The sequence below is a fragment of the uncultured Mobiluncus sp. genome (assembly GCF_963511525.1).
Taxonomy (GTDB): Bacteria; Actinomycetota; Actinomycetes; order Actinomycetales; family Actinomycetaceae; genus Mobiluncus.
Genome location: NZ_CAUPIY010000005.1, coordinates 141,524 through 155,332 on the forward strand (window position 1 = coordinate 141,524; position 13,809 = coordinate 155,332).

The 13,809-nt window shown below is 56.4% G+C and carries 10 protein-coding genes; 4 read left to right on the forward strand and 6 right to left on the reverse strand.

Annotation, left to right across the window (positions count from 1 at the left end; translation table 11 throughout):
• Together RQ935_RS05590 and RQ935_RS05595 are read right to left on the reverse strand one after the other, a co-directional pair.
• A complete protein-coding gene (locus RQ935_RS05590) occupies window positions 1-996 on the reverse strand; it encodes an ABC transporter permease (protein ID WP_311497526.1) in 996 nt (331 codons plus the stop codon).
• 166 nt (window positions 997-1,162) lie between these two features.
• Complete coding sequence (locus tag RQ935_RS05595; RefSeq protein ID WP_311497527.1) at window positions 1,163-2,764, reverse strand: ABC transporter substrate-binding protein; 1,602 nt, start codon at window positions 2,762-2,764, stop codon at window positions 1,163-1,165.
• A gap of 233 nt (window positions 2,765-2,997) precedes the next feature.
• Here RQ935_RS05595 and RQ935_RS05600 point away from each other — a divergent pair, with 233 nt between their 5' ends.
• From RQ935_RS05600 to RQ935_RS05610, 3 genes are all read left to right on the forward strand, one after another.
• Complete coding sequence (locus RQ935_RS05600) at window positions 2,998-3,726, forward strand: FadR/GntR family transcriptional regulator (RefSeq protein ID WP_295028766.1); 729 nt, start codon at window positions 2,998-3,000, stop codon at window positions 3,724-3,726.
• 94 nt (window positions 3,727-3,820) lie between these two features.
• Entirely contained in the window at window positions 3,821-4,090 is a 270-nt protein-coding gene (locus tag RQ935_RS05605) for an ACT domain-containing protein (protein WP_308535917.1), read from the forward strand.
• An 84-nt stretch (window positions 4,091-4,174) separates the two neighbouring features.
• The gene (locus RQ935_RS05610; protein WP_311497528.1) at window positions 4,175-5,539 is read left to right on the forward strand and encodes a PFL family protein; all 1,365 of its coding nucleotides are present in this window, start codon (window positions 4,175-4,177) and stop codon (window positions 5,537-5,539) included.
• Between the two features lie 305 nt (window positions 5,540-5,844).
• Here the strand turns inward: RQ935_RS05610 and purT are convergent, their stop codons facing one another.
• Window positions 5,845-7,107, reverse strand: coding sequence for a formate-dependent phosphoribosylglycinamide formyltransferase (gene purT / locus RQ935_RS05615; RefSeq protein ID WP_311497529.1), 1,263 nt, complete (start codon window positions 7,105-7,107; stop codon window positions 5,845-5,847).
• A gap of 63 nt (window positions 7,108-7,170) precedes the next feature.
• A complete protein-coding gene (locus RQ935_RS05620; protein ID WP_282921248.1) occupies window positions 7,171-7,434 on the reverse strand; it encodes a GlsB/YeaQ/YmgE family stress response membrane protein in 264 nt (87 codons plus the stop codon).
• 251 nt (window positions 7,435-7,685) lie between these two features.
• On the opposite strand from RQ935_RS05620, the gene RQ935_RS05625 reads away from it, so the two are divergent.
• Window positions 7,686-9,083 carry a sodium-dependent transporter gene (locus tag RQ935_RS05625; RefSeq protein WP_311497530.1) on the forward strand — a complete coding sequence of 466 codons (1,398 nt, stop codon included), beginning with the start codon at window positions 7,686-7,688 and terminating at the stop codon, window positions 9,081-9,083.
• A gap of 171 nt (window positions 9,084-9,254) precedes the next feature.
• On the opposite strand, the gene RQ935_RS05630 is transcribed toward RQ935_RS05625, so the two are convergent.
• Entirely contained in the window at window positions 9,255-10,229 is a 975-nt protein-coding gene (locus RQ935_RS05630) for a cation diffusion facilitator family transporter (RefSeq protein ID WP_311497531.1), read from the reverse strand.
• 455 nt (window positions 10,230-10,684) lie between these two features.
• On the reverse strand, window positions 10,685-13,630 hold the full coding sequence (locus RQ935_RS05635) for a cell wall-binding repeat-containing protein (protein WP_311497532.1): 2,946 nt from the start codon (window positions 13,628-13,630) through the stop codon (window positions 10,685-10,687).
• Window positions 13,631-13,809: the final 179 nt, after the last annotated feature.

A 13,809-nucleotide genomic window follows, 5' to 3' on the forward strand; every position in this document is an offset into this window, starting at 1 on the left:
CTACACCGACCTAATCCGGGGGTTAATCAACAGGTAGAGCATGTCCACGATGATGTTGACCACAATGAACGCCAAAGCTACCACCAGGGCCGCAGCCTGGACTATGGAAACCTCACTCTTGGTGATGCCGTCCACGAGGACGCGACCCATGCCCCTCATGTTAAAGATGATTTCGATAACGACCGCGCCACCCATCAGATAGCCGACCCGCAGGCCCAAGACCGTCACCGGGGTAATCAAAGCGTTACGCAAAACGTTGCGCCCGATGACGACGGGTTTCGGGATTCCAGCGCCGAGCGCGGTACGCACATAGTCACGATCGAGTTCTTCGACCACCAAGGTTCGCACCACCCTGGTCATCTGACCGATAACGGGGGTGGCCAGCGCTATTGCAGGGGGTAACATACGGGTCAACCACCCGCCAAAGTCATCAAAGAATCCCGGGACCGGCCCTGAAACTGGCAGGATTCCTTTGAAAGAACCGAGAATCCACAGCACCAGCATGGTCGCCAGCCAGAAGCTAGGAGTGCCGATAAAGATAACCGACAGAACACGAATGACCTGGTCAGGCCAACGGTCACGATAGATAGCAGCCAAAACGCCCAGCGGGAAAGAAATCAGCACCGCGATAAACAGGCCTAGGAAAGTCAGCTGCAAAGTCACCGGCAGCGCCGGGGCAATCAGGTCAGTGACCTGGTGGGACGTGCCCACGCCGTAAATGCCAAAGTCACCGTGACACAGAGCGACCAGGTAGTTAAAGTAGCGCACCAGCACGGGAATAGGTTTGCCAGTAGGGCTTCCGTCATCGATGACGTATCCGTGGGAAACATTGAAAGCCTTTACTTGGCCGGGGTCTGAAGCGTTGTCACCCAAAGCCATCCAAGCAGGATCCAGAGGCGACAGCTCCATCAGGAAGAATACAAGCAGCGTGACCCCAATTGCCATAATTGGCAAGGCAATCAATCGCCGCCCGATGAGTCGAAGCAGGTTATTCACAAGTTTTCACTCCTTTTAGGAGTTATCGGAAAGGTTTTTTCTGGGTGGACCAAGCGCCTCGCCGTGGGTCTGTCCCGTAACTAAAGATGAGTGGCACAGGTTTGTCGGGAGGGCGTTCCCGCGAGAGGGAAAGCATCCCTCCCGACAAACTCTGGGGCGGCGCGGGTTACTTAACCGTTACGCCGATAAGCTGCAGGCCAGTTACCCCAATGGGTGTCAGGTTGCTGACCTTGTCCTCCTTGTAACCGGTGTACAGAGTGTGGAACACCAGCGGGTACATTGCCGCCTGTTCAGCGATGGCGTCCTGCACCTTGCCCCACTCGGTCTTGGCATCATCGCCAGTGGCTTTACCGGCAGCATCCATCGCGTCAACCAGGGCCTTAGCGGCAGCCGGGTCGGACTCGCTCAAGCGGAAACGTTCGTCCATCCACAACGGGCTGTAGAACCATCCCGCAGTCAGAATGCCGGGGTCGGCACCGAACACCGAGGCATCGCCAGGAGCAATAACGATGTCAAAGTCTCCTTGAGCGACGTTGTTATTCCACACGTCGCCGGAAGCCTTGCTGTCTAGGTGTACCTTCAAGCCCACCGCCTCCAGGTTCTGTTTAATCTGGGGGCCCATAGCGGCAATCCAGGTATCGGTGGTGGTCAGCACGTTAACAGTCGCGCCTTCCGCGCCGCCTTCCTTAAGCAGGGACTTGGCTTTATCCGCGTCGAAAGTAAACTGCGTTGCGGCTTTCTTGTGCATCGGGTTGTATTCCGGCAAGAAAGAATCCGGTTCCGTACCGGCTCCGACCAAAGCGGTATCAATCAGGGTCTTCTTGTCGATAGCGGTCAGCACGCCCTGACGAGTCTTGTTGGAGTTGAACGGCGCCTTTGTGGTGTTGAACACAATCATGCCGATACCGTAGCCAGTCGCGCCTTCGACCTTCCATCCAGCAGCTTCCAAATCAGAAATGCCAGAGGGATCGACAGCTTCGACGACATCTGTGGTGCCATCCAAAGCCGCGGTTTGCCGAGCGTTAGAGTCACGGTTGCAGTCGTAGTGAATCTTTTCCACCGTGGCCGGAGTCGGTCCGTTGTAGTTCTCGTTGACCGACATGTCCACCGTGGTATCGGTGATGGAATCGTACTTGTAGGGGCCTGAACCAACCGGTTTGGAAGTCATGTCATCAAAGGTGGAGTCCTTGGGAACGACTTTGATGTCAGCCAAACGTGTCTTGAGGAATTCCATCGGCTGATTGAGCTTAATCGTCACCGTGGTGTCATCTTTGGCTTCGATGGAATCAATGAAAGTGATGAAAGCCGCGTAGGGGCTGGTCACATCGGTTCCACTAGAGTCCTTTTCGCCGTCCACGATGCGCTTGTAGGAAGTCACGACATCCTCAGAGGTAACGGGAGTTCCATCACTGAACTTGGCTCCGTCACGCAACGCGACTTCGTAAGTTGTATCGTCGATCTTGGTCGGCTCATCGTCTTTTGCCAAAGCTTTATGAGCTGTGAAATCAGAGTAATCAAACTCGTAAAGACCCTCTACTACCTGTAGGTTCGCCCCGACAGCCAAAGCTGAGGAGGTGTTTAGAGGGTGCCAGTTAGTCGTGTCATAAGCCGCGAACACGTTGAGGGTGCCGGTGGGGCCAGCTTCCGGTTTGTCTCCAGCGTTGTCCTTCGGCGCGTCGCCTCCGCCACAAGCGCTCAGAGTCAGGGCGCAAGCAGCTGCAAATGCCGCCAGGCCAGACAGATGACGTTTCTTAAAGGGGGATGTCATTTTCGTTGCTCTCCTCGTTGAGTAGTAGTTAATCCTTACGAACTGGATTACCTACAAGAGTAACAGGATACAACTTGTCTGACAAGCATTTTGGATGATTTTCTGAAAATACACTGAATTCTATTGAAATGACAACGTTTATTCGCACCAGAACAGTCGTTCACAATTCTCTAAATAGTGATGTTATACTGATATGCCCTATAGCCTGTCTGATAACCTGCTATAGTTCCATCATGCTTTCAGAAACAGGTTCACCAGCAAAGAAGCTCCGAAAAACTCGAAGCACTGCCGTTGAGGACAGCTCAGAAAAAATTAAGAACTACATCACCCAAAACAATCTCTCACCTGGGGATTGTCTGCCCTCCGAATCTGATCTATGCACAATCCTCAACGTCTCGCGCTCCTCGGTCAGAGAGGCTTTACGGCGTTTAGAAGCATTACAAATTGTGGAAGTTCGCCGCGGAATCGGCGCTTTCGTCGGTTCGCTGTCCATGTCGCCGCTGGTGGAAACCTTGGCTTTCCGCACCGTTATGATGAGCCGAAATAACCTGGAAGGATTGCGCGAAATCGTGAAGGTTCGCCGTTACCTTGATTTAGGCATGGCTCAAAAGGTTTGTGACACCCTCAAAGGCATCCCTCAACCGGGTCTGGAAACTCTGGTGGAGTTGATGGAACGGCGAGCCAAAGCAGGCAAACTGTTTTCAGATGAAGATTACGCATTTCACGACGGAATCCTCGCGCTACTCGACAATGAGGTGATGCGCCAACTGGTGGGGTCATTTTGGAAAGTCAATGTTGCCTCACTTCCCCAATTGGGTACTCCTTCTACGGAAAGCCTCATCACCACCGCGACATCTCACCGGGCTATGCTCAATGCTGCCATCAACGGTGACGTTCACGCCTACCGTCAAGCCGTCATGCAACACTATGCGCCAGTTGAACAGACTCTGCACCTGACCTAAAACCCTCAATGCATTTCGCGAGAATCCGGCACAACGCCACTGTCTCAGCCGACTTTTACCGAACTGAGCGGCGCAGGGAGGGCATAATTGAGCCATGAAAGCAATCATGACTGTAACCGGAATCGACCACACCGGGATTATTGCGGCGGTAGCCAATGCCTGCGCCGCCCAGAACGCCAATATCACCAACGTTTCCCAGACCCTGATGGGTTCGTACTTCACGATGATTATGCAACTGGAGCTGGACGATGCCCCCACCTCCCTGACGAACTTGCAGGAGGCCATGACTGAGGTGGAAAAATCCCAGAACCTGGAAATCCGGGTGCAATCTGAAGCTATTTTCAACGTTATGCACACCCTGTAATCGCCCACTATCCCCACCACGAACCCCGTATCCGCCCCGGAAGATGACCGGGAACCCTTCTGAATCCCCTATTGGAGCAAGACAATGAGCTTAGACACCGAGCGACAAATCATGGAAACCATCCAGATGATTTCCGAGGACAAACTGGACGTGCGCACCGTCACGATGGGGCTGTCGCTGCTGGATTGTGCCGATTCTGACGTGCAGCGCGCCTGCGCCCGTATCGAGGATCGTATCGTCAAGGCCGCCTCGCGCCTGGTGGCGACCGCCGGCGAGGTGTCGCGGGAGTTCGGGGTACCGATTATCAATAAGCGGATTTCGGTCACGCCGATTTCCCTGGTGGCGGCCGCTTGCCGCACTTCAAACCCGCTGCCCTTTGCGCAAGCGTTGGATCGCGCCGGTAAAGCTGTCGGGGTCGACTTCGTGGGCGGGTATTCCGCGTTGGTCGAGGCGGGGGCCACGCACAGCGACCTGGCCTTGATTGATTCCATTCCCGAGGCTCTGGCCAGCACGGATATCGTGTGTTCGTCGGTTAATATCGGTTCTACCCGCACGGGTATCAATATGTCGGCGGCGCGGCGCATGGGTCAGGTGGTCGTGGATACAGCACAAGCGACCGCCGCGGCTGACGGGATTGGGGCGGCAAAGCTGGTCGTGTTCGCCAATGCGGTGGGCGACAATCCGTTCATGGCTGGGGCCTTTCACGGGGTCAGCCAGCCCGATACGGTCATTTCAGTAGGGATTTCTGGGCCGGGAGTGGTACAGCGCGCCTTGCAGACGGTGCGGGGGCGCCCTTTTGAGGAATGCGCCGAAGCCATCAAAAAATCGGCATTTAAGATAACCCGGATGGGTCAGCTGGTAGGGCAGACCGTGGCGCAACGCCTGTCCGTACCTTTTGGAATCGTGGATTTGTCGCTGGCTCCTACGGCGGAAGTCGGCGATTCCGTGGCGGCGATTCTGGAAGAAATGGGCGTCTCTGCAGTCGGCGCGCCGGGCACTACCGCCGCACTGTTTTTGCTCAATGACGCGGTGAAAAAGGGCGGACTGATGGCGTGCTCGATGGTGGGCGGCTTGTCGGGGTCTTTCATCCCCGTTTCGGAGGACATCAATATGATTCACGGCGTGCAGCGCGGCTCCATCACGATGGCAAAGCTCGAAGCCATGACGGCAATTTGTTCGGTGGGCCTGGACATGATTGCGATTCCCGGCGACACTTCCCCCGCTACGATTACCGGTTTAATCGCTGATGAGGCCGCTATTGGCACCGCTTCGGGCAAGACTACCGCGGTACGGGTCATACCGGTTCCGGGCAAGGGCGTGGGGGACAGCGCCAACTTTGGAGGACTGCTGGGGTGGGCGCCGGTGATGGAAGTTTCCCAATTTTCCTCCGCCGATTTCGCGGCTCGCGGCGGGCGGATTCCCGCCCCGGTGCATTCCTTTAGGAACTGATTTCCGCAGGTTTTCAACAAATTATGCCGCTGCGTGGGTTTATTTCGCGCACGAAATAAAATTTGTATTGACCGGTCAGCTCAGCTGCCCAGGCGTCATGGAAACCGTGAATCTGACCAACACACCTCCACCATGACCCCACAATTTACGGCCTAGCGACCCGAAAGTCGCGTCATATCAACAAATTCGCACAAGACATTAAAACGGTGATTAAGAGTGGGCGTAAGCACGAGGGAGGTCTCGCAAAAGACCCCGCAACGCGATAACGCCCCCGCGAATGCCAGCGGGAAAAGCCGCGCTCACCCCTAGTGAATGGTGACCTTGCCGATGACCTCGTGGGCTGTTGCGCGCGCCTGGTCGGTGTCGACCCCGGTCGCCAGGGCCACCGCCATGCGTCTGCCCTCGTGAGCCACCGGTTTACCAAAGATTCTCAGCTGCGCGTCCGGACTGACCTGCAGGGCCGCGCCCAAGCCTGTGTAGCGCGGCTGGTCGGACTCAACGGGAGACTTCAGGGGCACCGAAGCTCCGGCCCTGACATCAGGGAACATGGCCGTGTCCACAGGCAGCCCCAAAATTGCCCTCGCGTGCAGGTCAAACTCGTTTTGCGGCTGGGTAATCATGGTGACCATGCCGGTGTCGTGGGGGCGCGGGGAGAGTTCCGAGAAATACACGTCCTCGCCTTTGACGAACATCTCGACCCCAAAAATGCCCAGCATCGGATTTTCGGCGTCCGCATTTGCGGACTTGTCGCTTGCCGCGGCCGCCCGCGCGGTGTCGGCTGCCAGGGCATCGAGGACTTTCTGGGCAGTGACCTGGGCTTTCTTAAGGATTTCAGGTTTCATCGCTTGGGGCTGCCAGGATTCCACGTAATCCCCGGAGGACTGCCTGTGCCCGATTGGCGCGCAAAAACTGGTGCGAACCTGAGTCGGGTCGTCAGGATTCAGGTGGCGCACGCTCAACAGGGTGATTTCGTAGTCAAAAGCAATTTCGCCCTCCACGATGACCCGCCCGGTATCGGCACGAGCCCCGGAGCAGGCCTCCTGCCAAGCGGCGGGCAGGTCCTCGGTACGCTCCACACGAGACTGGCCGTGCCCCGAGGAGGACATGGTGGGCTTCACGAAACAGGGAAACCCGACCTTTGCGGCTCCCTCCTGCAGTGCCGCCAACGAGTCGGCGAAAGCAAAAGGCGAGGTCAAAACGTTTGCTGTCGTGGCGGCCAGGGTGCGGATGCCTTGGCGGTCAAAAGTCAGTTCCACCACTCGTGAGGAAGGCACGACCCGCGTCCCCTCCCCCGCAGCCGCAATCAGCGCGCTGGAGGCAAGTTTCTCGACTTCAGGAACAATGAGGTCAGGACGCACAGCGACAATCACGGCCTCGAGCGCCTCGGCATCGGTCATGTCCAACACGCGATATTCGGTGGCGACCTGCATGGCGGGCGCCCCCGCGTATGAATCGCAAGCGACGACCTGGCAGCCCAGTCGCTGCAGGGAAATCGTCAGTTCTTTGCCCAGCTCGCCCGCGCCGAGCAGCAAGATTTTTACCGGAAAAGTCAGTGGGAAATCGCTCATGAAACTATCCTAGCTTTTCCCCACCGCGACTTTTGCCGGCCTTTAGGCGGCACGGGTGTGGCGTTATTTCTTTTTCCCGGTAGCACCCATATAGATGCCGATAAGTATCATGGCGACGATAATCGACACAATCCACTGAATCCACTGCACGCCGCCGTTGGCATTGGTGTAGCCAAACTGCCGCACCACCCAGCCGCCGATACCGGCGCCGAGCGCTCCGAGGATAATGGTCCACAAGATGCCGATGGGCTGCTCGCCGCGTTTAAAGAGTCTGGCTAGAGCGCCAATCACCGCGCCGGTTACAATCATTCCAATGAGCTGTCCCATCAATTTTTCCTTTCTAATTGCCGTCCCAGTTTGAGAATCGGCCTTTTCCAGGCTATCAAATTCTTTCAAAAGGCGCAGAACAGGGAGTTTACCCTCCCGCGACAACAGTTCCCTCTGACAGCATCCCCGCGCACCCCAGCCTTCCTTGTAAGCTAGAGAATTCTCTGTTTCACCACCCTTTCGGCTACGATAAGGGAAAACTGTGGCATGCACACGCCTCACCGGATTCTGAGCTAGATTAAGGAAACCTTGTGACGACCCCTCCTTCCCCCTCCGAACCGCCTGTAGTGGCCGACAACACCGCATCAGAACCCAGCCACCACGGCGCACAGACCGCGCACCGTTTCGCTACCCATTGGGGTTTCGTGCTGGCCTCCGTAGGTTCCGCCGTGGGCATGGCCAACGTTTGGGGTTTCCCCTATAAGCTCGGCAATAATGGCGGGGGCGCTTTCCTGCTCATCTATATTTTCTTTGTCGTGCTGTTTACCTACGTGGGTCTGCCAGCCGAGTTTGCCAACGGCAGGCGCGCCCGCACCGGAACCTTGGGAACTTACCGGTCCGCCTGGGCCACTCGTGGGGACAGAGCCGCTAAGGTCGGAAGCGCGTTGGGCTGGTTGCCATTGGCCGGTTCGCTGTGTATCGCGATTGGGTACGCCGTCATTGTGGCCTACGTTTGCAAGGCTCTGTTCGATTCCCTGACCGGGACACTGATGAAAACTGATACCGAAAAATGGTTTGAATCTTTTTCTGGAACCGGTTTCTCGGTCGTGCCGTTCCACATCATAGTCGTGGTAGGGACGCTGATTACCCTGTTCCTCGGGGCGAAAAGTATCGAAAAAACTAACCGCATCATGATGCCGGTTTTCTTTATCATCTTTGTGATTTTGGCAATTCGCGTGGCTCTGATGCCGGGCGTTATCGAGGGCTATATCTTTATGTTGACCCCGCGCTGGGAGGCTCTCATCAACCCTATTGTCTGGGTGTGGGCGATGGGCCAGGCGTTCTTTTCTCTCTCGATTACCGGCAGCGGCATGATTGTCTACGGCGCTTATCTGCCCGATGACGAGGACGTGGTGAAGGTGTCGCAGCGCACCGGTTTCTTTGACACTCTCGCGGCTGTCGTGGCCGCCCTGGTCATTATCCCCGCGTGTTTCGCTTATAACACTGACGTCGGAGCAGGGCCGGGCCTGCTGTTTGTGACCCTGCCCGCCATCATGCAAGATATTCCGCTGGGTCAGCTGTTCGCGGTAATTCTGTATGTCGCCATGATTTTCGCCGGGGTCAGTTCGCTGCAAAATATGTTTGAAGCCGTGGGCGAATCGCTGCTGCACCGGTTCCCGCGCCTGAACCGCGTAGTCGTGCTGGTCGGCTTGTGCGTGCTGGCGCTCGGAGCGGGCTTGGGCATGGAGGCGATTAGCTCTTGGGGGCCGTGGATGGATTTGGTCTCCATCTACATCATTCCGCTCGGGGCGAGCGTGGGCGCCATCACCTGGTTCTGGGTCATGAAAAAGGACGAATTGTTAGAGGCGATTAATCGGGGAGCTGCGCGGCCTCGCGGAACTTTCTGGCTATCGGTGGGGCGTTTCGTCTATGTGCCGCTGGCCATCATTTTGTGTGCCATCGCTCTCATCGGCAAGGTCGCGTTCTAGGAATTTTAGCTCTGGAATATCTCCGTTCATGGCGAACGCAACAGCAACCCAATCGCCACTACCGGCGCCACATTTTACCGATTACAGACGCCACAAATTTAGGATTATAAGCGCCCCAAATTTGGTATTAGGGCGTTCACAATTACCCAATTAAGCCTGGTAGTGCAGGATTTAGTGCCAGTTTTCGCGGTGCAGTTGGGCGCGTGAGGCCGGTTCCAGTTGCACCGTGGTGTGAAAAATCGAGATGCCGTGATGGTTCTGCAAGCAGTTCTCTATCCGGCTCAAAATCTCCAGGCTGTGCCCGTCATGGAAGCATTCGTCAGCCAGCACCACGTGAGCGCTCAGCACCGGCAGGTCCGAGGAAACCGCGGAGGCATGCAGGTCATGCACGGCTAAAACGTGAGGCAGCTCCAACAGGTGCGCCCGCACCTGGTCCAAGTCCAAATCCCGCGGGGTGGATTCCAGCAAAATCGCCCCCGCCGGACGCAAAATCATGATGGCTCGAGGCACGATGAGCGCGGCGATGACCAGTGCCGCCACGGAATCAATCTGGGTCCACCCGGTCAGGCGCATCACCACCGCGCTGACGATAACCGCTACGGAACCGAGGGAATCGTTCAAGACCTCGAGGAACGCGGCGCGCAGATTCAGGTTGTTTTGTCGGGAACTCAACAGGATGGTCAGGCTGATCAAGTTGCCGACCAAGCCGATAATGCCCACCACCAGCAGCGTCTGGGCCTCGATATGTTCGGGTTGTATCAGGCGTTTAATGGCTTCGATGGAGGCAAACACACCGATGCAAATCAGCAGCAGGGACTGCAAAGCTGCCGAGATGACCTCGGCGCGCCGCCACCCCCACGTGAGCCGATCCGTTGCCGGACGCTGCTGCAAACTGGCTGCCACCAGCGCAAAAGTCAGACCAGCGCAGTCGGTGAGCATATGCCCCAAGTCCACCAGCAGGGTCAGGCTGCCGGTTATGGCCGCGCCCACAATTTCTGCCAGCAACACCGTGAAAGTTACCGCCAGTGCTGCCCGGAGCTGTCCACGACCGGCCTTGTGCGAGTGAGTATGAGTGTGCGAATGGCCGCCTGAACCGTGCGGTTCGTGGGGGTTGCTGGATTCCTGACTTTCCTGATTATGCTGCATAAGCTTCCGTCCTGTGTTTTCTGCGCGAACAATGGCTGTGCCGTCACTTAGTCTAACCTAAGTTTAGTTGTTGCTTTTTGGTGTTTCACATTAAAGCCTTGTGCTAAAGCAAGGCATCAATCGTGAGTTCTCCTGACGGCGGCGTAGCCTGGTTATCAGCGAGAGCGGCCGGGGTAGGGGCAATCCCTCCTACAACCACCAAGCTGGCAAACGATGCCATAGCAAATAAACGATTCCTCAACATCGGCAACTACTTCACAAAAACAGCCTTCCTGAATTCGATAAAATCCGTTTCCCGCTACATATCAGAAAATCCGCGGTAACGTTTGGCAACCCACGGCTAGGTGTACCGTCACGGTCAAGAGGAAACGTTTTCCCCGGTTCGGTTCCCCAACCGAGCCAAACGGGGTGGGAGCCAGAAGCATCCCACCCCGCATTGCGGCTGTACAGAGAGATTATTGAGTTTTACCAAGCAGCGTGTATACCTGCGTCAGCACTTGGTCACTCACAGCTCCAGCTCCGCCTATCACCCAGATATTCTGGGATCGCTTAGCGATAGCCTCTCGGCTAACATCGGGCAGAACGTTAGCTTGAGTGAGGATGACTACAGCTTGCTGGTTCGCAGCCAGAGCTCCACCGGCTAAAGTGTCAGCGAAGTGCTGGCCGTTAATAACCACAGATTTATGAGATTCTGGCAGTAAGTCCGCCGCTTTGGCCGCGGTTTCATAACGATCCTTTCCGGAAACTGCCTGAGCCTGGTAACCGGCCCCAATCAAGGCTTGTACAGCCGGGCCGCCCGCCCCAAACAGCTGGGGAGGCTGACCGGATTTACCATCCTGAGCCAGCTTCGAGGATGTAGTCAACCCGGCTTTTTCAAGGTAGGCTCCAGTGAACTTTTCAAGTTTCACGTGCTGGCTCAACACCAGCACTCCTCCCTTTTGCGCCGCCACGTTTCCGATTGCTATCGCATCAGGGAAATTCGTACCGTCCGCAACAAACACAGGTTTGGGTTCCGCCGCTTTTGCGGGTGCCTCTTGCATTACTCGTTGCGCAATCAACGTGGCTGTCTCGTAACGGTTTTGACCACCGATACGTTCAACTTTCATGCCATTCTGGGTCAGTTCTTGGCTCACAGCTTCGGATATAGCACCGGTACCACCCAAAATGATGACCTGTTTCATGCCTGCCTTGCCCAGGGCTTCCCGCACCTGTGGTTCCAAACTCTTTCCGCCGGTCAAAACCACGGGAGCGTGCAACGGCCCGGCCAGAGTCGCCCCGGTGGTGGCATCGGCAAAGTCTGTGGACACTGCCAAAATAGCCGTATCACCCCAATTGCCTTTACCCAGTACCGCTAGTGCAGTCTGAACCCTATCAGCCCCTGCAACTCTCAGCGCCTGCGAGTCCTCAGTTACCCCAGCAACTGGAGGTTGACCTGGCTGGGGAGCGTTGGGAATCTTCCACCCCGGAATCTGAGGTTTGGTAACCGACGGTTGAGGTGCAGGATTCACATTGATTGGTGGGTTATTTGTGGGAAGGTTTCCGTTGGCATCCACCACTTCAATCTTCACCGTTTGAGGAACCGTGGTTCCGTCCGCCAGATGCACCATCACCGTCAACGGAATGACACCTTCGGTATTAGCTCGCAAATCCACACCCGCCGGAACGCTGAAGTTTCCGAAACTATCCAGGCTCAGGTCAAACTGTTTGCCCTCATATTGCCCAGTCAGCTTCGTAACGTGGTTGTTTTGATAACCCAACATATCGTTAGACAGGTCATCGGGGTTATCCACCCGAATGCAGCGCTCACGCGAGGCATCGGTGTACATCCACAGCGCATTGCCCTGATCGCATTGACTCGTTTGCATCGCAAATCCGCGCACTGCCACTGCGGAATCCCCAATGTGTTGCAGGGTTTCCCGCGGAGGTTTATCGGCTTCCCCATCCGTGAGTACGTACACAAAGTTTTGCCCAGGCAGGCTCTGCATTCGCTGCAAGGCCGCTTCGATACCTTGGCCGGGATAGGAGTCGCCCCCATATCCTGATTTGGCTCGCGCCTGCATAATCAAGGAATCGTAGCCGGACATAGTGGCGGGTTGACCGGGGTACATCCACACGTCAGCCTTGCCGCTCGTGTCGATTCCGGATCCATCACTTCGATAGAAAAATCCCCGCGTCTGATCCGCGATAGCCATGCGAATGTTTTCCTTCGATCCGGGAATCTGGCGCAAATACTGCTCTATCTTCCTCAGAGACTTGGTGACTGCCTGCTCGCGCTGGCCACCCATCGACCCGGAGTAGTCAATCAGGACGGCGATATTAATCTTCGGGGAGCTACCTCCCGCAGACACTACACCAGCAGACACTACACCAGAAAGCGGAATAGATTCGCCTTTCTTGAACTGCTGACCCGCCGTGGGAGACACGATGCTCAGGCTCGGCTGACAGTAACGGAATTGACCCAAGTCGCCTTCCCAATGCGTTGTGGTTCCCCGGTCAAAGAAGTAGCCCGAGAGCGGTTTTGCCTCAGCGCTCCACTTGCCTTCACGAGACCAATACGAGTTCATGGTGTAGGTAGCCCCTTTGACCTTGGGAATCTCCACCGAACCCGTTTTCCCGCACTGCATGATGGGGCTAGCCTTTGGTGCGGTGGGGACACTGCGCTCTAAAACCCGCACGTAGGCCGAATTTGTGTAGATATACACAGAGGGGGCCACCCCGCTGGCCAGAGGCTGTATGGTAGCGTTCAAGGAGGGAGCCACCCGAGTGCTTTTCGTGCTTTGCGCCGCCCGAATGACGATTTCGTCAAGCACCACACCCTTCGTGTTGCTCACGGCCTCGTTCGCGTTCCAGACCAGACGATTACCGTCCTTTACCAGGTCGCTGCCGGCCAGCAGTCCACCCGCTTTCCGCTTCCCCGTCCACTCAAATCCGGTGGGCAATTGGATGGATAGTTTGTTGAAAGAAACCGGATCCACGTTCGGGTTCACCATTTCGATGCGGTAGCTGAATTCCTCCGCAGGGAAGACGTCGAACACGGACGCGTCCTTAGCCCACTGCTTATCCGGACGGATTTCAGGAGCGATGGGGGTAGCCTTGATGGTCACGTCATTCGGCACGATGGAAAAGTCTTTTACCTTCGCTTCCCCAATTGCTCCGTTCGTGAAGGTGACGCGAACCCAAACACTGTGTTTGCCCAGGGGAACCTGTGGCAGAGTCCCAGTGATGTCGGAGCTACGGCTGTCATAGTTGGCATCAATCCACGTTCCGTTTTCGTCCAGGCGAATTTGTGTACTCTGAACCGCTTGGGGCAGCTGATCCAAACGGAAATCTACCCGGGTGTCCTGCTTACTCTGAGTAGTTTTCTCAACTTGGGATGGATACCAGGTGTATCGAACCTTCAATTCAACAGGATTCGGTGTTGGGTTGGGTGTCGGCTTTACGCTCGGATCCGGCGTCGGCTCCACACTTGGGTTGGGAGTCGGCTCCACACTCGGGTTGGGGATAGGCTCCACACTTGGGTCCGGCGTCGGCTCCACACTCGGATCCGGTGTCGGCTCCACACTCGGATCCGGTGTCGGCT

Coding starts and splice junctions, on each gene's coding strand:
- RQ935_RS05595 (WP_311497527.1), bottom strand. CDS start 2,764: ATGACATCCCCCTTTAAGAAACGTCATCTGTCTGGCCTGGCGGCATTT.
- RQ935_RS05600 (WP_295028766.1), top strand. CDS start 2,998: ATGCTTTCAGAAACAGGTTCACCAGCAAAGAAGCTCCGAAAAACTCGA.
- RQ935_RS05605 (WP_308535917.1), top strand. CDS start 3,821: ATGAAAGCAATCATGACTGTAACCGGAATCGACCACACCGGGATTATT.
- RQ935_RS05610 (WP_311497528.1), top strand. CDS start 4,175: ATGAGCTTAGACACCGAGCGACAAATCATGGAAACCATCCAGATGATT.
- purT (WP_311497529.1), bottom strand. CDS start 7,107: ATGAGCGATTTCCCACTGACTTTTCCGGTAAAAATCTTGCTGCTCGGC.
- RQ935_RS05620 (WP_282921248.1), bottom strand. CDS start 7,434: ATGGGACAGCTCATTGGAATGATTGTAACCGGCGCGGTGATTGGCGCT.
- RQ935_RS05630 (WP_311497531.1), bottom strand. CDS start 10,229: ATGCAGCATAATCAGGAAAGTCAGGAATCCAGCAACCCCCACGAACCG.